The organism is Christiangramia sediminicola (genome assembly GCF_031344135.1).
Taxonomy (GTDB): domain Bacteria; phylum Bacteroidota; class Bacteroidia; order Flavobacteriales; family Flavobacteriaceae; genus Christiangramia; species Christiangramia sediminicola.
The window spans coordinates 566510-589296 of sequence record NZ_JAVJIU010000003.1 but is presented as its reverse complement, the minus strand read 5'-3'; the positions used below and the strand labels follow the sequence as shown (position 1 = coordinate 589296).

At 37.6% G+C, this 22787-nt stretch carries 21 protein-coding genes; 12 read left to right on the top strand and 9 right to left on the bottom strand.

All coding sequences use genetic code 11. From position 1 onward, the window contains the following. Positions 1 to 41: 41 nt before the first annotated feature. Entirely contained in the window at positions 42 to 599 is a 558-nt protein-coding gene (locus tag RE431_RS10020) for a thioredoxin family protein (RefSeq protein WP_309561840.1), read from the bottom strand. A 65-nt stretch (positions 600 to 664) separates the two neighbouring features. Here RE431_RS10020 and RE431_RS10015 point away from each other — a divergent pair, with 65 nt between their 5' ends. Then, on the top strand, positions 665 to 1003 hold the full coding sequence (locus tag RE431_RS10015; RefSeq protein WP_309561839.1) for a tRNA-binding protein: 339 nt from the start codon (positions 665 to 667) through the stop codon (positions 1001 to 1003). 1 nt (position 1004) lies between these two features. Here RE431_RS10015 and RE431_RS10010 read toward each other — a convergent pair whose 3' ends face one another. The 5 genes from RE431_RS10010 to RE431_RS09990 all read right to left on the bottom strand — a co-directional run bounded on the left by RE431_RS10010 (position 1005) and on the right by RE431_RS09990 (position 8485). Further along, positions 1005 to 1712: a potassium channel family protein gene (locus tag RE431_RS10010; protein ID WP_309561838.1), complete on the bottom strand. Its 708-nt coding sequence runs from the start codon at positions 1710 to 1712 to the stop codon at positions 1005 to 1007. Between the two features lie 10 nt (positions 1713 to 1722). Next, positions 1723 to 3513, bottom strand: a complete 1791-nt coding sequence (locus RE431_RS10005) for a TrkH family potassium uptake protein (protein ID WP_309561837.1) — start codon at positions 3511 to 3513, stop codon at positions 1723 to 1725. 156 nt (positions 3514 to 3669) lie between these two features. After that, a complete protein-coding gene (locus tag RE431_RS10000; protein WP_309561836.1) occupies positions 3670 to 6186 on the bottom strand; it encodes a M14 family metallopeptidase in 2517 nt (838 codons plus the stop codon). Positions 6187 to 6265: 79 nt separating this feature from the next. After that, positions 6266 to 6652 carry a PUR family DNA/RNA-binding protein gene (locus RE431_RS09995; protein WP_309561835.1) on the bottom strand — a complete coding sequence of 129 codons (387 nt, stop codon included), beginning with the start codon at positions 6650 to 6652 and terminating at the stop codon, positions 6266 to 6268. 75 nt (positions 6653 to 6727) lie between these two features. After that, the gene (locus RE431_RS09990; RefSeq protein ID WP_309561834.1) at positions 6728 to 8485 is read right to left on the bottom strand and encodes an ABC transporter ATP-binding protein; all 1758 of its coding nucleotides are present in this window, start codon (positions 8483 to 8485) and stop codon (positions 6728 to 6730) included. Between the two features lie 133 nt (positions 8486 to 8618). Between RE431_RS09990 and RE431_RS09985 the strand changes: the two genes are divergently transcribed. The 4 genes from RE431_RS09985 to yajC all read left to right on the top strand — a co-directional run bounded on the left by RE431_RS09985 (position 8619) and on the right by yajC (position 11570). After that, positions 8619 to 9722, top strand: a complete 1104-nt coding sequence (locus RE431_RS09985) for a Glu/Leu/Phe/Val family dehydrogenase (RefSeq protein ID WP_309561833.1) — start codon at positions 8619 to 8621, stop codon at positions 9720 to 9722. Between the two features lie 83 nt (positions 9723 to 9805). Beyond that, on the top strand, positions 9806 to 10750 hold the full coding sequence (nusB, locus tag RE431_RS09980) for a transcription antitermination factor NusB (RefSeq protein WP_309561832.1): 945 nt from the start codon (positions 9806 to 9808) through the stop codon (positions 10748 to 10750). A 53-nt stretch (positions 10751 to 10803) separates the two neighbouring features. Beyond that, complete coding sequence (locus tag RE431_RS09975; protein ID WP_309561831.1) at positions 10804 to 11262, top strand: DUF1573 domain-containing protein; 459 nt, start codon at positions 10804 to 10806, stop codon at positions 11260 to 11262. A gap of 8 nt (positions 11263 to 11270) precedes the next feature. Continuing rightward, a complete protein-coding gene (gene yajC / locus RE431_RS09970) occupies positions 11271 to 11570 on the top strand; it encodes a preprotein translocase subunit YajC (protein WP_309561830.1) in 300 nt (99 codons plus the stop codon). A 52-nt stretch (positions 11571 to 11622) separates the two neighbouring features. On the opposite strand, the gene RE431_RS09965 is transcribed toward yajC, so the two are convergent. After that, positions 11623 to 12216, bottom strand: coding sequence for a YdeI/OmpD-associated family protein (locus RE431_RS09965; RefSeq protein ID WP_309561829.1), 594 nt, complete (start codon positions 12214 to 12216; stop codon positions 11623 to 11625). A gap of 14 nt (positions 12217 to 12230) precedes the next feature. Continuing rightward, positions 12231 to 13472, bottom strand: a complete 1242-nt coding sequence (pepT, locus tag RE431_RS09960; RefSeq protein WP_309561828.1) for a peptidase T — start codon at positions 13470 to 13472, stop codon at positions 12231 to 12233. 110 nt (positions 13473 to 13582) lie between these two features. On the opposite strand from pepT, the gene RE431_RS09955 reads away from it, so the two are divergent. The 7 genes from RE431_RS09955 to RE431_RS09925 all read left to right on the top strand — a co-directional run bounded on the left by RE431_RS09955 (position 13583) and on the right by RE431_RS09925 (position 22532). Beyond that, positions 13583 to 14605, top strand: a complete 1023-nt coding sequence (locus tag RE431_RS09955) for a quinone-dependent dihydroorotate dehydrogenase (RefSeq protein ID WP_309561827.1) — start codon at positions 13583 to 13585, stop codon at positions 14603 to 14605. Between the two features lies 1 nt (position 14606). After that, positions 14607 to 15221, top strand: a complete 615-nt coding sequence (locus RE431_RS09950; RefSeq protein ID WP_309561826.1) for a LysE family translocator — start codon at positions 14607 to 14609, stop codon at positions 15219 to 15221. Between the two features lie 109 nt (positions 15222 to 15330). Next, a complete protein-coding gene (locus tag RE431_RS09945) occupies positions 15331 to 16194 on the top strand; it encodes a hydroxymethylglutaryl-CoA lyase (RefSeq protein ID WP_309561825.1) in 864 nt (287 codons plus the stop codon). 132 nt (positions 16195 to 16326) lie between these two features. Continuing rightward, entirely contained in the window at positions 16327 to 17538 is a 1212-nt protein-coding gene (locus RE431_RS09940) for a DUF4856 domain-containing protein (RefSeq protein WP_309561824.1), read from the top strand. Positions 17539 to 17595: 57 nt separating this feature from the next. Next, positions 17596 to 18711 carry an imelysin family protein gene (locus tag RE431_RS09935; protein WP_309561823.1) on the top strand — a complete coding sequence of 372 codons (1116 nt, stop codon included), beginning with the start codon at positions 17596 to 17598 and terminating at the stop codon, positions 18709 to 18711. Positions 18712 to 18721: 10 nt separating this feature from the next. Next, positions 18722 to 20086: an HTTM domain-containing protein gene (locus RE431_RS09930; protein WP_309561822.1), complete on the top strand. Its 1365-nt coding sequence runs from the start codon at positions 18722 to 18724 to the stop codon at positions 20084 to 20086. After that, entirely contained in the window at positions 20067 to 22532 is a 2466-nt protein-coding gene (locus RE431_RS09925) for a TonB-dependent receptor (protein ID WP_309561821.1), read from the top strand. Before RE431_RS09930 ends, RE431_RS09925 begins: the two co-directional genes overlap by 20 nt. A gap of 2 nt (positions 22533 to 22534) precedes the next feature. On the opposite strand, the gene RE431_RS09920 is transcribed toward RE431_RS09925, so the two are convergent. Beyond that, complete coding sequence (locus RE431_RS09920) at positions 22535 to 22777, bottom strand: hypothetical protein (RefSeq protein ID WP_309561820.1); 243 nt, start codon at positions 22775 to 22777, stop codon at positions 22535 to 22537. Positions 22778 to 22787 lie beyond the last annotated feature (10 nt).

The following is a 22787-nucleotide window of genomic DNA, read 5'->3' as shown; positions in this document are numbered from 1 at the left end:
GTAAAGAAAATTAAACACCCAAAATGAAAGAAGTAGTTAAATTACTCTTTCCATTTTATATTACACCCAATACTAGGTTTCTGGTCCTCAGTCACCTTGCGGTTGTTCAAAACTGAATCCATAGCTTCACGAAGGTCACGGCCATTGGGGTGAATGCCATTACCTGGTCTGCTATCATCTAGCTGTCCGCGATAAATAAGTTTAAGTTCATCATCGAAAAGGAAAAAATCTGGGGTGCATGCTGCATCATAAGCTTTGGCAATTTCCTGTGTACCATCAAATAGGTAAGGAAATGAATACTGATGTTTTGCCGCATGCTCTTTCATCCTTTCTGGACTGTCTTGCGGATATTTGCTCGTATCGTTACTCATGATGGCGGCAGATCCAAAACCAAGTTGCCTATATTCATTAGCGATTCTTACAATCTCCTCATTCACATGTTTTACAAAAGGACAATGGTTGCAAAGAAACATGATAAGCGTGCCACGTTCTCCTTTAATTTCTTCCAGGGTGACCAAATGATCAGTAATTGTATCCATCAGTTTAAAATCTGGAGCTTTGGTTCCAAGACTTATCATATTAGAAGGAGTAAGTGACATCTTTTTTCTTAAAATTAATTATTAATGTTGAATATTCTCTAATTTGTACTTCTTAAAATTTAGAGATGGCAGAGATCAACTGGAATGATTTTGAAAAGGTAGAAATGCGTGTAGGTACAATTACCAATGTGGAAGATTTTCCGGAAGCTCGAGATCCAGCCTATAAACTAAGCATAGATTTTGGTGAAGAGTTGGGATCAAAACGTTCTTCTGCACAGATCACCAGGCGATATACCATGGAAGAACTACCAGGAAGACAGGTTATTGCTGTAGTGAATTTTCCGGTAAAAAGGATCGCAGGCTTTAAAAGCGAATGCCTGGTTCTTGGAGTTCTGGGTGAAAACAAGGATGTTGTGCTTCTGTCTCCAGACCAAAAAATGCCTAATGGCTCCAGAATAGCTTAGGTTAAAGTCCTTCTTTGAATTTCCTGTGTTCTTCCAGTAAATTCTTGATGTCTTTATTGTGGCCATAAAGCACCATGATCTCATCTTTATATAGAACCGTATCTGCCCTGGCAATTCCCTGTACCGAAGCTTCCTCGGTTTGAGCTCCAAGTTCATTTCTTGATCTTGAAACATTCATAGTAGTTAGCACAAGAATATTGAATTCCTCCTTTATGCTCAGTTCCTTGATTGTTTTCTCATGATATTCTTTCGGGATCCTGGTTTCAACAATACTGAAATTACTGTCTAACTCAAAACTGTCAACCACTCCTTCAAGATTCAACCTTTGCGCCCATCTGTCGGCAGTTTCTTTTTCCGGGTGAATGATCTCATCTATTCCCATTGTTTCCAATACCATTCGCTGTAATGGATCTACCGCTCGGCTAATAAGCCTTTTTACATGCATTTGTTTCATCAAAGCAGCGGCCATGATATTGGCACCTTTATCTTCCCCAATCCCGATAATGACAATATCTGTATCATCAAGCGGGAGATTTTTCACAGCTTCCATATCTGTAGCATCAAGACTAATGGCGTGTGTGATCTTTTCCTTGATCCCTTCAACTTTACTCATGCTTATATCAACTCCAATAACTTCATTACCCATTTCAGCAAGCTTTTCGGCAATTGAAGCACCAAAAGTTCCAAGTCCTACTACTATATACTTCATAATAATTCTTTTAGTTGATTAAAATTTCATCGGTTGGATAACGATAATTTAAATGTTTCACCCTTCTAAGCATGGCGATCAATAAAGTGAGCATACTTACCCTTCCAATAAACATGGTAAATACCAATACTAGCTTTGAAGGTGAAGATAAGTCTGACGTGATCCCGGTTGAAAGTCCGACGGTACTATAAGCTGAAAAGGACTCAAAAGCGATGCTCAAAAGAGTTTTATCCTGATCAAAAGTTGCGATAAGGAAAATTGAAAACCCTATGACCATCAGGGATAATGATATAATTGCGAAAGCGCGTCGTACTGATGCTTGGGAGATCTCTCTTCTGTAAACTTCTATCCTGTCTTTTCCTCTGGCTAAACTGAAAAAGTTGAGGGTGGCAACGGCTATTGTACTTGTTTTAATACCACCACCGGTAGATGCCGGTGAAGCTCCAACCCACATTAGCAGGAACATCATCATAATGGTACTAAAATTCAATGCACCCATATCCACGCTATTGAATCCAGCGGTTCTTGGAGTTGCCGCGCCAAAAAATGCCGTTACGATTTTCCCGAACCAGTTATGTTCAGCAAGGGTGTTATTGTATTCAAAAAAGTAAAAACTAAGAGTTCCAGTACTTAAAAGGATAAGCGTTGTAACTATAACAATTCTTGTGTTCAGATTGATCACCCACGGAGAGTAGGGAAGTGGCTTTTTTCTGGATACTTTCAGAATTAAATTCTTGACAACATACTTACAATACTTATAAATATTCAAAACTATAGGAAAACCAATTCCTCCAAGGATAAATAGAAAAGCGATTGCAAGATGTAATGGATAATTGAACCTAAAATCTGGTTCATATAAACTGTTTTCTAGAGTAGAAAAACCTGCGTTACAGAAACCACTTACCGCGTGAAAGATCGAAAAGAAAAGGCGGTCACCAATATGACCGATTTCAGATTTACTAAGACTGAAATAAATGACTAATCCACCTAGAAATTCTACAATAAAAGTGATAAAAAGGATCTTTTTAAGAACACTGAAAACCTCGCCGATCTTTTCAGAATTCGTGGCATCTTTCAATATCAGTTGATTTTGATAGGAGGTTTGTCCCCTGAAGAAATAACTGAAATAACTGGCAAATGTCATGATACCAAGTCCGCCGATCTGCATCAACATTAAAATAACAGTTTGTCCGAAAAGAGTAAAATAAGAGCCGGTATCTACCACGATTAATCCCGTGACACAAACAGCACTTGTTGAGGTAAATAATGCATCCAGTAAGCTAATACCTTCATAAGTTGCTTTAGGAAGCATTAATAGAGCGGTTCCTGCCAGTATGATCAATAGAAAACTACTTATAAACAGTTGTGCCGGGTTGAGGTACTGATTATTAAAACTGAATTCTACCGTTGAAAATTCCCGAATAAAATAGATGAGTGCAGCCAGGTAGACATACACCATCTTATTCATGAACTGCATTACAGGAAAATTCTCAAGAACTCCGTCTATTTTAATAAAAATGAGTAGGCCAAAGAGCGCTCCCAAAACGCTATCAAATATTCTAACTTTTAATCTAAAATGAACCCTGAATAGAAAATAACGAAGCAAAATGGCAATAACACCAATGATGAGTGCTCCAAAATAAAAATGACTTAACTGCTCCTCTTCATATTGTTTATGCCTGAATCCAAGATCGTAGATAGCAACCAGAATTGTTGCCAGGCTTAATAAAAATGAAAATCGGTTTAAATAAGTTAGAAACCTTTCATTTTGCAGCCAGCTTCTGAATCCTGAAAATTTCACTTACGATTAGTTTTTAGCATGTACAGGAAAATTTTTTCTAAGAACAAATAAGTCCGGAAGGGAGACTTCCGGACTTTGGTTGATCGTTAGTCTTATGCAAAGTTATCCAAATTTGAAACAAGACTATTAAAATTTCCCTAAACTATAGGTTGAAAATTACATCTCATCCCCGAAGAAAATAGCATTCATTAAAAGTTTATTGGTACCATACCAGAAGGCTCTGAAGTTTGTATTATCGGTAAATAGCATCACTTCACCACCGCCCAGGCTTTCATGTTTAAACGGTACCGTACTGGCAATAGAATCAAGGTTTGGTTTACTTATGTATCCACTTAGTAATGGTTTCTCAGTATATTGAATAGGATTTTTGTAGCTCTGTTCATCGGCTTCCATAAAGATCGTGGTGTTTCTGAACATGGCAATCTTACCATCCTTATAACCAAATGCAATTGGGTGACTTCTATCCAGCTTCGCTTCGAAAATCGCTCCTCCAATAACCTGTGCGCCTCTAAAATCACCACGCTCTCCAAAGCTGATATCTTCAGCTTTCATTTCGTTCTCTTTAGTTTTAAAATCTATAAAATCATTTTTCTTCATCCAGTTTACAGCACTTCTGTAAGCGATCATAGTTCCGCCATTTCTTGTCCATTCTGTTAATCGTTTAGCCAGGTCATCATCCAGACCACCTCCCCAGGCCGATGGAAGAATAATGTCTGTATATTCACTAAGATCTGAACGATTGAGATCTTTTACATCCAGCTTAGTAATCTTCATATCATAACGCTGATCGAATAAATGCCAGATCTCACCGGCATCGTAGGGAGTTATAGAGCCTCCCACAATGATTGCAACTTTTTGAGGTTTTAGTGCTCTAAACTGGTTGCTTCCCAGATTGATGCCCTTGGTCATTCCTGTCTGGATCGCGGAGATCTTCACACCGCTTTCTTCGGAGGTTTTCTTTAGAAATTCAAATAGTTCGGTCTTGTTTAATTTCTGATTTTGTACGGGGATCATGATAGTTCCGTAGCCATAGTTTCTCCCTTCCCTCCAGAAATCTTCCATAGCAACTTTCGCACGAATTCCTTTTTCAAGAATCTGATTTAACGCTTTTGGAGCCATATAATTTTTCCAGTTCAGCAAGTAGGCATAATCACTTTCTACAGGCATTTCTGGTACCGGCATGTTTAATTCCTCGATCTTGGTTCCGGCATTTTTCATGGACGCATTTTCGGTAAAATCAAGATTGAATGCCAGTGGAAAAGTCCATGCAGAAATATCATAGAACAGACTATCTCTGAATTCTGTTCTTTTCTCGAACATAGCTTTTAGCAATCTGTGTTGACGCTGGTTTTTAGGAACTACGTAGGCCGAGCCTTTTTCAAAGCTTTCTTCGTCCTTACTAAAATCATCATCCAGCTCATAGACTTCAATTTTATGCCTTTTCAGGATCTCGGCTAATTTATAAGCGCTTACCGGATCTTGGGAATTTCCAAAAGCATATGCGCCTGAACCTGCAGAATCTCTAGATTCTTTAAAGAAATTTCGCTGGTAATCCAGTAATTCTTTTCTCATATGCTGTGATGCTTCCAGAGTGGAGAGAGCGGCCGTAAACTGGTTACGAATGGTAAAAGGAAATGTAAGGATTCCATTTTCAGTTTCCTGAGCATGGCCTCTGGAACTTCCCTGTTCAAAAAGGATCCCTACGCTACCATTAATATCGGGGAAGGTAGAGCCTTTTCCGTAATAGAAATCATCATAGTTCTCTTCGGTATAATAAAGTGATCCAATCTCATCAAAAGCCTCCGCATGGTAAGTCCCGATCTCACGAGTTAGATCCTGATTCATTTTAGGAGTTAAAGGGTGAGTTCTTGAAGGAATTCCAGGCTGAAAAAAGAAGGTTGAATTCGATCCCATTTCGTGGTGATCTGTCAAAATATTCGGATACCATTTGTGAAAAGTGGCAATTCTCGCCTGTGATTCCGGAAGCTGAACCGGTAACCAGTCCCTGTTCATATCAAACCAGTAATGGTTAGTTCTTCCACCTGGCCAGATCTCGCTGTATTCTCTGTCCTGAGGATCTGGATTAATATTCTCACTCTTATTAGTATTCGCCCAATAGGCAAATCTTTGCAAACCATCGGGGTTGAATGCCGGATCAAGAAGTATCACCGTATTTTCAAGCATTTTTTCAATTTCAGCTCCTTCAGCAGCAGCCAGGTAATAGGCATAAAGTAGTGCTGAATTTGATCCGCTGGCTTCATTCCCATGGATTGAAAATCCCTGATTAATCACTATCGGCATTTCTTCAGTATTCAGAGAAGCTGAATTGCTTTCGACCAAAGAAACATGGCTTTCCCTGATTTTTTCAATATTAGCGAGATTCTCTTCTGAAGAAATGGTAAGGAGGATCAAAGGTCGGCCTTCATAAGTAAAGCCTCTATTCTCCAATTGAATTCGGGGAGACGAGTCAGCCAGTTTATGCATATACATCAAAAGACGATCATGACTCACATGCCATTCACCAGGAATAAAACCTATTACTTCCTGCGGAGTAGGGATCTCTGAATTATAAGAAACCTCTGATGGCAGATAGTATTCTAAGTTGATCTCTTCATCCTGAGCGTGAAGATTTATAAATGATAAAAAAAGAAGGATACTTGTTAAGATTCGCATTGCTTTGATTTTGAAAAAATCTAAGATAAAAAAAACCGTCCTGAAATGGGACGGTTTGAAATAACTGAAAGTAATTTTGTTAGATATCGTCGAAACTTACGTCTGTAAACTTCTCTGCTGTAGATGATGCTGCAGTGCTATTTTCACTGTCTTCATCTTCATATTCTTTTTTGAAATCTTTTTGGTGACGCTCACTTATCACTTCTTCACCTTTTTCGTTGATGATATAATTGGTCATCTCTTCAAGGATCTCTCTAAAACCATCAAAATCTTCTTTGTAAAGGTAGATCTTATGCTTTTTGTAATAGAAAGAGCCATCGTCATTAGTGAACTTTTTGCTCTCTGTGATGGTTAGGTAATAATCGTTAGCCCGGGTGGATCTCACGTCAAAAAAATAAGTTCTTCTTCCCGCTCTTAAAACTTTAGAGAATATTTCTTCTTTCTCCATCATTCCCTTGTCGCTCATAAAATAGATTCTTTAATAGGTTTGTTATTGTGGAGACCAAAAATCTAAAAATTTTTAACATCTAACAAAAAATTTTCACATTTCTTTTTCATTTAGCTGTTTTGCGTACAGTTCTTTATAGTAACCATCAGTATTCAATAATTCCTGGTGAGTACCTTCCTGAACGATTTTTCCGTCTTCGAGAATAATGATTTTATCAGCGTTCTTAGCTGAAGAAATTCTATGGCTTACAATAATGGTAGTTTTGTTTTTCGAGATCTGGAAGAGATTATTAAGAATCTCTTCTTCGGTTTCAGTATCCACAGCTGAAAGGCAGTCATCAAAAAGAAGGATTTCAGGCTCGTGAATGATCGCTCGCGCGATAGATACTCGTTGCTTCTGACCTCCAGAAAGTGTAATTCCTCTCTCACCCAAAACAGTATCATATCCTTTGCTGAAGCCAATGATGTTTTTGTGAACAGAAGCATTCTTGGCTGCTTTGATGATCTCGTCTTCTGTAGCTTCAGTTTTTCCGAATTTTATATTATTTCTAATGCTATCGCTAAATAGAAATGCATCTTGCGGAACGTAACCAATGCTTTCACGAAGACTTTCAAGATTTAATTCTTCGATATTTCTACCATCGATCGCGATTTCGCCCTGGTCAATATCATATAGTCTTCCAATAAGTTCCAGAATCGTAGATTTCCCGGAACCGGTTTTTCCTATAATCGCTAAAGTTTCTCCTTTCTTAACACCAAAAGAAACATCTTTTAGTGCCGTTATATTGGTATCGTCGTAAGTGAAGGTCACATTTTTAAATGCGATCTCTCCGTTAATTGTATCTGCTTCAGGCTTTGGATTGGTGATCTCTGGTTTTTCGCTTAGGAATTCATTGATACGTTCCTGTGAAGCATCTGCCTGCTGAACAAGTGAGGTTACCCAACCAATGGAGGCTACGGGCCAGGTAAGCATGTTTACGTATAAAATGAATTCTACAAGTACATCTATATTGGCGATCTGCCCTGAAATCAGTTGCCTTCCACCAACATAGATCACGATAATATTACTAATCCCTATCAATAAAACCATCAAAGGAAAAAAGAATGCCTGAACCTTTACCAGGTCGATATTCTTATCTCGGCTACCATTAGAAAGATCGGTGAAATTCTCATTCGTTTGCGGTTCAATTCCATATGATTTTATCACGGCAATACCGCTAAAACTTTCCTGGGTAAAGGTGTTCAGTTTAGATAAATACTGCTGAACCACGGTACTTCTCTGGTGTATCGCTACGCTTAATTTGTAAATGGAAAAAGCCAGTATAGGTAATGGAATTACGGTATATAAAGTAAGTTCGGGTGCCGCCTGGATCATGAAAATTAATACCACAATGGTAGAAGTAAAGGTAGTGACACTATACATGATTGCCGGGCCAAGGTATAACCGTACCTTAGATACATCCTCACTAATCCTGTTCATTAAGTCTCCTGTTCTGTTCTTCTTATAAAAGTTCAGGGAAAGATCCTGATAATGCTGATATACTTCATTTTTAAGATCATATTCCATATGTCTGGAGACCACGATAAATGTCTGCCGCATTAGAAAAGTAAAGAAAGCAGCGATCAACGTTGTTCCAACGATGAGGGCGATATTATAGGCCAGTTCGCTTTTCACTACAGAGACATCGGTCACTTTACCACTGATATATTTTTCAATAATAACAGTGCTTTTACCGATAAGCGGAATATAATAAATGGCAAAAATCCTTGCAGCTATCGTAATAACCAGGCCGATAAGTAATTTCCACTTGTATTTATAAAAGTATTTATTGAGGTGCTGAAGATTTTTCATTCAGGATATTTAGCTTTAATTGAGGATTCTGTAATTTAACACGTTTTAAATCACTGCTTTTTAAAATATTATTATTTTTGCAGCGGATTTTTGATCAAATTCAAAATCTGAATAATTTAAAAATCAACAAATTATGCAAGTTGACGTTCTAAATGCAAAAGAACTAAAAAAGTCTGCGCCGGTATTCGGACAGGTGTCGTTTGATGATCACGAGCAAATCGTTTTTTGCAACGACAAAGATACAGGTTTAAAGGCAATAATTGGTATTCATAACACTGTTTTAGGACCTGCATTAGGAGGTACAAGAATGTGGAATTATACCAGCGAATGGGAAGCGGTAAACGACGTTTTACGCTTGTCTCGTGGGATGACTTTTAAGAGTGCAATTACAGGATTGAATCTTGGTGGAGGAAAAGCGGTGATCATTGGTGATGCCAAGAAAGATAAGACTCCAGAATTGATGAAAAGATTCGGTGAATTTGTACATTCTTTAGGTGGTAAATATATCACGGCAGAAGATGTTGGTATGGAAACTTCAGATATGGATACTGTACGTGAGGTTACACCTTATGTTACGGGAATTTCTGAATCTAAAGGTGGATCAGGAAATCCTTCTCCAATTACAGCTTATGGTGTATTTATGGGTGTGAAGGCTTCAGCGAAATTCAAATATGGGAACGATAACCTGGAAGGAAAGAAAGTTCTTGTTCAGGGAATTGGTCATGTTGGAGAAACTTTAGTTGAATATCTTACCAGTGATGGAGCAGAGGTGTTCATAAGTGACATTAATGAAGAGCGTCTTCAGGAAGTAAGTAAGAAATATGGTGCTCATATCTTTACCGATAGAGATATTTATGGAGCTGAAATGGATATTTATGCGCCTTGTGCTTTAGGAGCAACTATCAATGACGATACTATAGACAGGTTAAAAGTAGATATTATTGCAGGTGCGGCTAACAATCAGTTAGCAGATGAAGTTTCTCACGGAGAGATCCTTCAGAAGAAAGGAATTGTTTACGCTCCTGATTTCTTGATCAACGCAGGTGGAATTATCAATGTTTATGCAGAACTTGAAAATTACGACCGTCAGGAAATCATGCGTAAAACTGAAAATATCTACAATACCACGCTAAGAATTCTCGAAAAAGCAGCTAAGGATGATATTACAACTCATTTTGCTGCGTTGCAGATCGCGAAGCAGAGAATTTTAGACAGAAAAAATCAGAATTTAAATTAGACAGTTCTAATTAATTGATATTTTTGCAGGGCGAAAGAGAAACTCTTTCGCCCTTTCTAATTTCTAAAAGTTCTTTTACAATTATGTTGACAAGAAGACATATCAGGGTTAAAGTAATGCAGTCACTATACGCTTTTAACCAAAGCCAGAATGATAACCTTAACACTGAAGAAAAATTCCTGCTAAAAAGTATGCAGGAAATGTATGACCTTTTCTTACTCCAAATCAGTCTGATCACTGAGATAAGAGAACATGCAGAAACCTATTTAGAAAAATCCCAGCAAAAACATTTAGCTACCAGCGAAGAGAAAGACCCGAACAGAAAGTTTGTGGAAAACCAGGTTTTTCAGATCCTTAACGAGAACGAAAGCATTCAGGAGGCTCTGGAAAAACATAAAATCAATCACTGGAAACAGGATGATGAGTATGTTGCTATTATCTGGGAAGAAATAAGAAATAGTCAGGCTTACCTTGATTATATGGAGACTCGTGAAGGTAGCTTCAAAGAGGATAAGGATTTTATAATTCATATTTTCAAGGAGATCATCGCTCCAAACGATAAGCTATATGATTACCTTGAAGATAAAAAGCTTACCTGGGTAGATGATATGCCTTTAGTTAATACGGCTATCTTGAAATTCCTTCAGAAATTGAAAGAATCGACCGGAAGAGAGAAAAAGATCGCTCGTTTGTTCAAGAATGAAGAGGATAAGGAATTCGCTTTAAAACTTTTCAGAAAGACGTATTTAAATGACGAAGATCTTTCCGAAGAAATGCTTGGAAAAACTCCAAACTGGGATAAAGACAGGATTGCCGAAGTAGATATGGTTTTAATCAAGATGGCGATCTGTGAATTTCTGAAGTTCAGCAGTATTCCCGTAAAGGTTACTATTAATGAATACCTGGAGATCGCGAAAGAATATAGTACTCCAAAAAGTAGCATTTTTATAAATGGTGTTCTGGATAAATTATCCAAGGAATATCAAACGGAAGACAAGCTAAATAAAACCGGCAGAGGTCTTATGTAGTTCATAATTTTTCTTATTTTTATCAATTAGAAATTAAACAAAATAACTTCACCATGAAAAAAACAATTTTAATGTTTGCGGCAGTAGGGGCGATGCTGTTCACCGGATGTAAAGATAATGCCTCTGATAAAGTGAAAGCTGAAAATGTTGAGGCTTCTGCTGAACGTGATGCAAAGGAAACTGTATATCCAGAGATCACTTTTGAAGAAACTGAATTTGATTTTGGAAATATCGCCAAAGGAACTCCAGTAGAGCATGTATTTAAATTCACTAACACAGGAGATGCTCCTCTAGTGATCACAAATGCTTCAAGTTCTTGCGGTTGTACTGTTCCAACATATCCTAAAAATGAAACTATCGCTCCTGGAGATTCTGGAGAGATGCTAGTTAAATTTAACGGAGCTGGTAACGGACAGGTTACTAAAACAGTTACTGTATCTGCAAATACAGAAGCAGGAAAAGAACAAATTAAAATCAAAGCTTTTGTAGAAGCTGACGAAAACGCTAGCTAAAAGCATATATGGATCAATTAACGCAGTTTGCACCAATTATTTTAATGTTTGTGGTGGTGTATTTTTTTATGATACGCCCGCAAATGAAGAAAGCGAAACAAGAAAAAACATTTGCCGCCGAGCTTAAAAAAGGAGATCGGGTAATTACCAAAAGTGGGATGCATGGTAAGATTGTTGATTTCAGCGAAAAAAATAATTCGGTGATAATTGAAACCGGAGCAGGAAAAATAACTTTTGATCGTTCGTCAATTTCTATGGAGATGAGTCAGAAGCTTAATGAATCTGCAAAGGACAAAGACAAAAAGTAAGTTTACGATACTTATAAAAAAAAGCAGCTAGAGATAGCTGCTTTTTTTATTTCTAACAATTCTTATACTTATCATGCAATCCTTCGCCTCTTTTAATCATGGGCGTGATCTTTTCTATCCTGCTAAGTTTCGTTGCTTCACGCTTAGCTTCTAAAATATGATCGGCATATTCCCTCTGTTTTCCTGGTGTAAGGGTATTGAAACTTTTATCCAGTTTTGGATCATTTTTTAAAGCCTGGGCAAGTTCAGAGGGGATGACAAGTTTTTTCTTTATCACTGGTTTTAATTCCTTATCCTCTCTTTGATTTTGAATCGCCTCTTTAATATATGGAAGAAGCGTTGAGGTTTTGATCTCATCACCTTTTTCAAAACGTATCTGCCTTAGAGCTTTGGTTTTTCCTTCCTGCGCATTTACAAGCAATGAAGTATTTTCTTTTAATAGAGCTCCATTGAAAAACCAGATTCCGAAATGATTTTTAAAGGCGCCTATTCCCAAAACGTTTTTACCGTTAAGCGTATAAACAGGTGCGCCCCATTTAATTTCAGATTTTAGATCTGTGGTGAGGATCATTTCATGGAGCTGTCTTAACTCTTCCTCCCAGTGAGTATGGCAGGAAATATATTCTTCAGCATTTTTTACAGCCATGATCTTAATTTTAACTATTCGTATTTCTTAGCGGTTAGTTCTGCTAATTTAACGATAACTTCGGCAGCTTTCTGCATACTTTCTACTGGAACATATTCATATTTTCCATGAAAATTATGTCCGCCGGCAAAAATATTAGGGCAGGGAAGTCCCATGAAACTTAATTGCGCTCCATCGGTTCCACCTCTAATTGGTTTAATGATCGGTTTAACATTAACCTCTTCCATGGCTTTTTCAGCAAGGTCTACGATATGCAATACCGGCTCTACCTTTTCGCGCATGTTGGAATACTGATCTTTGATTTCTATGCTAATACAATCTCTTTCAAATTGAGAACAAATATCATTCGCAAGATCTTCCATCATCTGCTTCCTGGCCTCAAAGTGAGTTTTATCATGATCACGAATTATATATTCCAAAACAGTTTCCTCAACTTCACCTTTAATACTGCTTAAGTGAAAGAATCCCTGTCTATCTTCAGTATGCTCCGGAGTTTCCATTCTGGGTAGAGAATTAATAAAATCCTGGGCGATATACATGCTGTTGATCATCTTGTCTTTTGCATAACCCGGATGAACACTTTTTCCGAAGACTTTTACAACCGCACTGGCTGCATTAAAGTTTTCGTACTCCAGTTCACCTATCTGGCTACCATCCATAGTATAAGCCCATTCAGCTCCAAATTTTGCAACATCAAACTTGTGAGCACCACGGCCTATTTCTTCATCTGGAGTAAAACAGATCCTGATCTTTCCATGAGGAATTTCCGGATTGTCAACCAGGTATTCCATAGCTGTCATGATCTCAGTGATTCCTGCCTTATCATCTGCTCCTAAAAGAGTCGTACCATCGGTAGTAATAATCGTCTGACCTTTATATTGCTGAAGATCTTCAAAATAATCGGGAGAGAGAATGATATCTTTTTCAGAATTCAGCACGATATCTTTACCATCATAGTTTTCAATGATCTGCGGATTAACGTTAGTGCCTGAAAAATCTGGGGTGGTATCAAAATGTGAAACGAATCCTATAACGGGAACCTGGTGAGGCACATTCGCTGGTAGTGTGGCCATTACGTATGCATTCTCATCTATGCTTACATCCTGAAGGCCTATTTCCTTAAGTTCTTCTACTAATTTCCTGGCAAGATCCCATTGCTTCTCTGTACTTGGGGTGGAGCTGCTATTCGGGTCACTTTGTGTATCGATCTTTACATAACTGATGAACCTATCAATTATATGTTGTTTATTGGTCATGGGGTTAGGTTTGAGCCAAAAATACATATATACAATGCTGCTTCAAAACCTTTTAAGTTTTCATATAGTTTTTTCCATATTCATTCTATTTTTGCAGAAACCTCACAACAATGTATAAATCGCTTATTAGACCTACGCTCTTCAAATTTGATCCTGAAGAGATTCATTATTTTACTTTTAATTTTTTAAGAAAGTTTTGTAAGATACCGGGTGCGACTTCCTACCTGAGATCAAAATTTCAAGTAGAAGATCCAAGATTAGAGCGAGAGGTTTTCGGGCTGAAATTTAAGAATCCTGTAGGACTTGCTGCAGGTTTTGACAAGGATGCGAAATTGTATAATGAATTATCTTCTCTCGGTTTCGGTTTTATTGAGGTTGGAACAGTTACGCCAAAGCCTCAACCCGGAAATGACAAAAAGCGATTATTCAGGTTAAAGGAAGATTCTGCCATCATCAATAGAATGGGTTTTAATAACCATGGAGTAGAGGAGATGGTAGAGCGATTAAAGAAAAATACGAATGTACTTATAGGCGGAAACATTGGGAAGAATAAAGTGACGCCAAATGAAAAAGCGAAAGATGATTACCTGATCAGTTTCGAGGCTTTATTTGATCACGTAAATTATTTCGTGGTAAATGTAAGTTCACCCAATACTCCAAACCTTCGGGAACTTCAGGATAAAGAACCATTAAAGGATCTTTTGAATACACTTCAGAAGAAGAATGAACAGAAACCAGATCCTAAACCGATATTATTAAAAATTGCTCCAGATCTTACTGACGATCAATTAATGGATATCATCGAGATCGTTCAGGAAACGAAGATCGCCGGTGTTATTGCCACAAATACTACTATTAGCAGGGAAGGTTTAAAGTCTAAAAACAAAAATGAAATGGGCGGACTTAGCGGAAAGCCGCTTACTAAAAGGTCAACAGAGGTTATTAGGTTCCTGTCAGAAAAGAGTGGGAAAGCATTTCCTATTATTGGTGTTGGAGGAATTCATACTGCTGAAGACGCGATCGAAAAACTGGAAGCCGGTGCAAGTCTTGTTCAGCTTTATACTGGTTTTATATATGAAGGTCCGGCCTTGATAAAAGCCATCAATAAAAAAATATTAGAGAAAGGTCTTTAATATGCTGGACCAGATCATTCCATTTTTAACCGCTTCAATCCTGCTTTCATTTTCACCAGGGCCAGATATAGTGTATGTTCTGGTAAGGTCGATGGCATACGGTTATAAACAGGGAATTATTACGGCGCTAGGCCTGGTTAGCGGAATTTTGATTCATACGAGTCTTGTAGCTTTTGGAGTTTCAGCCATTATCCAACAGTCTGAAAACATTTTTCTTTTTATAAAGATCCTGGGTGCATTATACCTTTTGTACCTCGCCTACCAGGTTTATAAAAGCGATCCTGAAATTGCTTTTTCTTCGGAAGGTATTCAGAATAAAAGCATGTTCAGTTTATTCAAACAGGGTTTTATAATGAATGTGCTGAATCCAAAAGTTGGAATCTTCTTTCTGGCTTTTTTTCCGGGATTTCTTTGGGAGCCTTCAGGAAATATACTGATGCAATTCTATATTCTTGGCGCATTTTTCATGCTTCAGGCATTGATCATTTTTAGCGGAGTTGCAGTATTGGCAGATAAAATCTCTGTTTATATAAAGTCTCATCCAAAATCTGGTGTCTTTTTAAAATGGATGCAAGTGGTGATTTTTATTCTTATCGCGATTCTGATTCTGCTGTAATCGGTTAAGGATTCGATAGTCAATTTTATGAAATTGCCTGTTGAAATTTAATATTATCAATAAAACTATATTCTTTTTCAATTTTCACTAAAATGCTATCTTTGGGCGTATGGGTAAAGTGAAGCTTATTGAATGTCCCAGGGATGCGATGCAGGGAATCCGGGAATTTATTCCAACGGAAAAAAAAGTACAGTATATTCAATCTCTACTACGTTGCGGATTTGATACTATAGATTTTGGGAGTTTTGTTTCTCCAAAGGCTATTCCTCAAATGAAGGATACTGCTGAAGTGCTTTCAAAACTTGACCTTTCAAAAACTTCAAGTAAGCTTCTCGCCATTGTTGCAAATACTCGCGGGGCTTTAGATGCTTCGAAACATGAGCAGATAGATTACCTGGGTTATCCATTTTCGATCTCAGAGAACTTCCAGATGCGTAATACTCATAAGACCATTGCCGAATCTGTTGAAGTTTTACAGGAGATTCTGAATATAGCAGATGCTTCAGGGAAAGAAGTAGTTGCATATTTAAGTATGGGATTTGGTAATCCTTACGGAGATCCATGGAATGTAGAAATTGTAGGGGAGTGGACCGAAAAACTTTCAGCCATGGGAGTAAAGATCCTTTCATTGTCTGATACCGTTGGAACATCCACACCAGAAATCATAGATTATTTATTTTCAAACCTGATTCCCAAATATCCGAATATCGAATTTGGAGCACACCTTCATACTACGCCTTCTAAATGGCATGAAAAAGTGGATGCTGCCTACAAAGCAGGTTGTTATAGATTTGATGGCGCCATCCAGGGATTTGGCGGTTGCCCTATGGCAAAAGACGAGCTAACAGGTAATATGCCTTCAGAAAAAATGCTTTCCTATTTTAACGCTTCCAAGGCCGATACGAATATTAAAATGACCAGTTTTGAATCTTCATATAATGAAGCTTCAAAGATCTTCAACGCCTATCATTAATAGAATTTATTGTTTTAATACTCGCTATTAAAAAAGTTTATTTAAAATTAATCTAAATAAACTTGTGGTAGCGAGAACGGGTTTTTATATTTGCCGCCGAATATTATTTTAAACCAGTCTAAATAAAGCAATATGAAGAAGCTGTTATTTTCAGCAGTAATCGCAGGTCTAACTTTGGTTTCCTGTTCATCAGATGATTCACTAGGTCCGGAGGGAGAAAACAATAATGAAATTCCTGAAACATATAATTTTGAAAGAGACGGTATGTCTACAGTTGACTATAACGGTCAAACTACCAGACTTCAAATGACAGCGGAAATTCTTTCGAACTTCAATGACTTTGACAACGCCTCTGAAGAACTTCTACTTAATATGTTTGCCAATGAGAACTCTCCATTTGTCAATGCAAGTTTAAATGAATCTTCTAAAAGTGTAAAGTCTAAAGTTGCGGCCTCTTCACTTTATTTCTCTACTAATACCGTTGAAAGTGCCGAGATTAAAAATGATTTTGAATCATTTATTATCGGGCAAATGACTACGGTTAAAGAAAATAAAGACCAGTTGGCAGAAGCAGGTATTGCAGGTCAGATTGCCGATGGAGAAAGAGTAAGATATGTAAATGAAAAAGGACTGGAATACAACCAGGCCTTTGCAAAAGGATTGATCGGAGCTCTATTACTTGACCAGATCGCTAATAATTATCTTTCTCAGGCAGTTCTTGATGAAGGTGATAACCGAGCTAATAACGATGCAGGGATCACTGAAGAAGGAAAGTCTTATACTACTATGGAACATAAATGGGATGAAGCGTATGGCTATCTTTATGGTGATCCATCTATCCCAACGGCTGATCCTAACTCAGTATTAAATGAAAGTGATGATCATCTATTATTCAGTTACCTTGGACAGGTAGATGAAGATGAAGACTTCACCGGTATTGCTGAAGAAACTTTCCAGGCTTTTAAGGCAGGTAGAGCGGCGATAGTTGCTGGTGATTATGTTGAGAGAGATGAGCAAGTTGCTATTATTCGTGAAAATCTTTCAACAGTTATCGCGGTAAGAGCCGTTCATTATTTAATGGGTGGGAAGGATGCTATTGAAGCAGGTAATTATGGTAAAGCTTTTCATGAATTATCTGAGGCTTACGGATTTGTGTATAGTCTTAGATTTACCAATAATCCTGTAATAAACGAACCTTATTTGCTAGCTGAAGATCAGGCAAGAATCGAAGAGCAGTTATTAGCTGGCCAGGGATTTTGGGATGTTTCTCCCTTAACTTTATATTCAATTTCAGGCGAGATCGATAGCAGATTTGAATTTTCTAGAGAAGAAGCAGCAGAATAAAAATAATTAGCCGGAGAATGAATTCAATTTCATCTCCGGTTTTTAAAATTTTACAATATGAAGATTACAAGAATTTTAATTATAGCCTGCCTTGTTTTGGCAGCCTGTTCAACTGAAGAGGATGGAAGTGGAACTACCGGTGGAGGTAATTCTGAAGAGAATTTTGATCGTGGAGCAATGTTAGTTAACTGGGCAGACAATATCATTCTGCCTTCATATGAAAACTTCAATTCTGAAACTCAGAAACTTGAAGAGCTTACGCAGGCTTTCGTGCAGAATCCAGGGGATTCTGAAATGACATCCCTAAAAGCACAGTTTAGATCTACCTATGTGGCATTCCAGACAGTTTCTATGTTTGATATAGGGCAGGCTGAACAATTGAATTTTAGAAGTTTTCTTAACACGTATCCTTTAGATGCAGATGCGGTAGATTCTAAAATCGCTTCAGGAACTTATGACCTCGCACTTCCATCAAGTTATGATGAACAGGGATTTCCAGCTATGGATTACCTGCTGTATGGTTTGGGTTCATCTAAAGAAGAGAATTTAGCTAAATATGCTTCAGGAGAAAATGCTGAAGATTATAAAGCTTACCTCCTGGATGTAGCAGAACGAATCAATTCACTAACTGCGGAAGTTACCGCTTCATGGAAAGGAGATTATAGAAATACATTTGTTGAGAATACAGGTTCCTCAAGCAATGGTTCTGTAGATCGTCTTTCAAATAAATATGTGATGTATTTTGAGAAATTTCTACGTTCCGGGAAAATAGGTTTTCCTTCAGGTGCTATCACAGGAACTCCTTCTCCAATCAATGTTGAAGCATATTATGCAGAAGATCTTTCTAAAGAATTATACCTTCAGGCCTTGAGAAGCAGCGAAGACTTTTTTACAGGTGCGCATTTTGGAAATACAAATTCGGGAAAAAGCTATAAGGCATATCTTGAAGCTCTGGATAGAGGAGATCTTGCAAATGATATTTTAGCACAATTTGATGCTATAAGTTCTGTATCAACAAACCTTGACGCAAGTCTTAGAGATCAGGTTGAAACAAATAATACACTAATGCTAGAAGCACACGATGAACTTCAAAAAGAGGTGGTATTATTAAAACTTGATATGCTTCAGGCACTTTCTATAAGTGTTGATTATGTAGATTCAGACGGTGATTAGTCTGTGTTGAATGAATTTTTCGATCTCAAAATATCTTAATTCTTATACCGAGGCGGCACCTTTAGCTGTTTTTAGGATCTGTTTTGGAATTATGATGTTTGCCAGTATCGTCCGCTTCTGGATGAACGGCTGGATCGAAAAACTATATATAGCTCCAGATTTTCATTTTAGTTATTACGGATTTGAATGGGTGAAACCGCTTGGCGATTTCACCTATTTGCTTTTTATAATATGTGGTGTTGCGGCACTTTTTGTCGCTGCAGGCTATAAGTATCGTATTGCTATTATTACTTTTTTTCTAAGCTTTACTTATATAGAATTGATGGATAAGACCACGTACCTTAACCACTATTACTTTATAAGTATTCTAAGCTTTCTATTGATCTTTCTTCCTGCGAATGCTTATTTTTCCCTGGACGCCTGGAAGGACCCACAAAAAGCTTTTCAAAAGATACCACGCTGGTGCATAGATTCCATCAAACTTCTCCTTGGAATTGTTTATTTCTATGCTGGGCTGGCAAAACTGAATTCAGACTGGTTGTTGAAAGCAATGCCTTTAAAGATCTGGCTACCATCAAAATATGATCTCCCATTATTAGGTGATCTTATGCAGCAGGATTGGCTGCATTATGCATTTAGCTGGAGTGGAATGTTGTATGATCTTTTAATTCCATTCTTTCTCTTGTATAAAAGAACACGTCTGGTTGCATTTCTTGCAGTTATTGTATTTCATGTAATGACAAGGGTTTTATTTCCAATCGGGATGTTTCCTTATATCATGATCGTGAGTGCACTCATATTTTTTAGTCCGGCTGTTCATCATAAGATACTCAGTAAATTATCTTCCATTCTTAAAATAACTAAATCGAGATTTGATAATAACAGGTTATTGTTCCGAAAACCAGCGGAAAGAAAATTCGTGACCAGCGTGGTTGTAGTATTTTTCGTTATTCAGTTATTATTTCCATGGAGATATTTATTCTATCCTGGAGAACTTTTCTGGACCGAAGAGGGTTTTCGGTTTTCCTGGAGAGTAATGCTTATGGAAAAAGCAGGTTATGCCGAATTTAAAGTGGTAGATGCTGAAACCGGAAAACGTTTTTATGTAGATAATTCAGATTTTCTTACTCCTTTTCAGGAAAAACAAATGTCTTTTCAACCTGACTTTATTCTGGAATACGCACATTTTCTAGCTGAACATTTTAGGAAAGATGGTCATGAGAATATAGAGATCTATGTAGATAGTTATGTAGGCTTAAATGGCAGAAAAAGTGCTCCTTACATTAACCCCGAAGTTAATTTGCTTAATTTCGCGGACTCTTTTGAACACAAAACATTTATTTTACCCTTCGAAGATGAAATTAAAGGTCTTTAGTATATTTTTCTTTTTCTCTCTTTATATGAATGCTCAATACTCATTGAGTGGTAATATTACTTCTACTGAAACTGGTGAGCCTGTTGCTAATGCTGAGGTATGGAATAAAACTACCGGGAAACTTACCATTGCAGATGAAAATGGATATTATGAAGTTGAAAATTTGAAAGAAGGCTCTTATGTTTTTGCGGTTTTCAGTTATGAATTCGAGATCGTTGAAAGAGAGATCTCCATTCAGCAAAATACAACTTCAAACTTTAAATTATCTCCTCTTGCTGAAAGCTTGAACGAAGTGATGATCACCAATCAGCGTGAGCAATTATTCGCTTTGAGAAAATTGCGAAAGGTTGAGGGAACTGCAATCTACGCCGGTAAAAAAAGTGAAGTAGTACTGCTGGATAAAGTTTCCGGAAATCTTGCGGCTAATAATGCCAGGCAGATCTATAGTCAGGTGGTAGGCCTTAATATTTACGATAATGGAGATGCAGGATTGCAATTAAATATTGGTGGTCGCGGACTTGACCCCAACAGAACACAGAATTTCAATACCAGGCAAAATGGTTATGATATTTCAGCAGATGTTCTGGGATATCCTGAAAGCTATTACACGCCGCCGCCGGAAGCACTTAGAGAAATTCAGGTAGTTCGTGGTGCAGCTTCTTTGCAATATGGAACTCAGTTTGGGGGACTTATTAATTTCAGATTTAAAGAGCCGGTAAAGGATAAAGAAATTGAATTGGTTTCAAGGCAGACTCTAGGATCTTACGATTTGTTCACGAGTTTTAATAGTTTAAGTGGGACGGTTGGTAAATTCAGCTACTACACGTATTACAATTATAAAGGCGGAAAAGGATTCAGGCCAAATTCAGAATACGACTCGCATAATGCTTTTGCTCATCTAGGCTGGCAATTCAGTGACAGGACCAATATCAGTTTTGAATATACCTATCTGGATTATTTAGCGCAGCAGCCGGGCGGTTTAACTGATAGCCAATTTTACGAAGATCCTGAATTTAGTAATCGCGCCAGGAACTGGTTTGATGTGAACTGGAATTTATATGCCTTAAAATTTGAACATAAGTTCTCAGACAAAACAGATTTCAGTCTGAATGTTTTCGGTTTAAATGCATCCAGGAAAGCATTAGGCTTCAGGCAGAATAGAGTTGCTTTGCTAGATGATCCTGAAGAGCCAAGAGAATTACTGGTTGATGATTTTTCAAATTGGGGAACTGAAGCCAGATTTCTAACGCGATATAATTTATTTAATGAGGAATCTGTTTTGCTGCTAGGAAGTAAATATTACAAAGCATCTAATCAGCAGGAGCAGGGTGTAGGTAGTGCAGCTGCAGGTCCCGATTTTAGTTTTGCAGGAGATCAATTTGAAAATTACGAGAGGCAATCTAAATTTAATTTTCCTAACCGAAATCTTGCCTTCTTTGGTGAAAACATTTTTAATATCACCAATAATTTTTCTGTGACGCCGGGATTCAGATTTGAATATATCATTACCGAAGCTGACGGGTATTACAAAAATATCATCAAAGATAATGCTCAGAATACTTTATTGAATGAGACCATTCAGGATGATCAGAAGTTTGAAAGGAGCTTTCTTTTACTTGGAGTAGGAAGCAGTTATAATCTGAATGCCTCGAACGAATTATACGCGAACTTTTCGCAGAATTACCGATCGGTAACTTTCAATGATATCCGGGTGGTGAATCCAAGTTTTCAGGTAGATCCAGATATTAATGATGAGGAAGGTTTTACTTCAGATTTTGGAGTGAGAGGACGATTAAAAGATTTTCTATCCTATGATGCCAGTATTTTTGCCTTGAGGTATAATGACAGAATTGGAGAAACTTTGAGGGATGAAGAGCGTGTAAATGCTGCAGGTGAATTAGAAAAAACCGGTAGGCTTGTTCGATTTAGAAGTAATATTGGTGATGCTTTAATTTATGGTCTAGAAACATTTGCTGAATGGAATTTGAGAAATACCTTTTTTCCTTCAGCACAAGATCATAAACTAAACTTTTTTGTGAACACAGCTTTCACAAAATCAGAATATATTAATTCTGAAGAAGTAAATGTTAAAGGCAAAGAAGTCGAGTTTATCCCAGCGGTGAATCTTAAGACAGGCCTGAATTTTGGTTACAAGAACTTCCTCGCAGGATTGCAGTATACTTATTTAAGTAAGCAGTATACCGATGCTACGAATGCGCCTCAATTGAAAAATGAAAATAACCGCGGAATAGAAGGAGCTGTTCCGGCTTATGGAATATTAGATTTTTCAGCATCTTACAGTCTTGGAAAATTCAGGCTGGAAGCGGGAATCAATAACTTGCTTGATAATTCATATTTTACTAGAAGAGCAACAGGTTATCCCGGTCCAGGGATCATTCCGGCACAGCCAATAACCTGGTATACTACCTTACAGGTTAAATTATAGATCTAAGCCGAAGCCTGCGGAGCCCAATGATTGCACAACATTCCTGGTGCCGCCTTTTGCGGATTCGCACAGGTTGGAGAATGATATCTGCTGCAATTCAGGCAGTTCGGCTCATTTTTAATAGCAGCTTTCATTTTAAAGCTGTCGCAGGTATGCTGGTAGCCTACGTTGGTTTCATGCTTAGTGCAGAAATCATTTTTGAATCGGTCGCAATTCACACAGCTGTTTCCTAATCTAATACTCATAATGTCAATT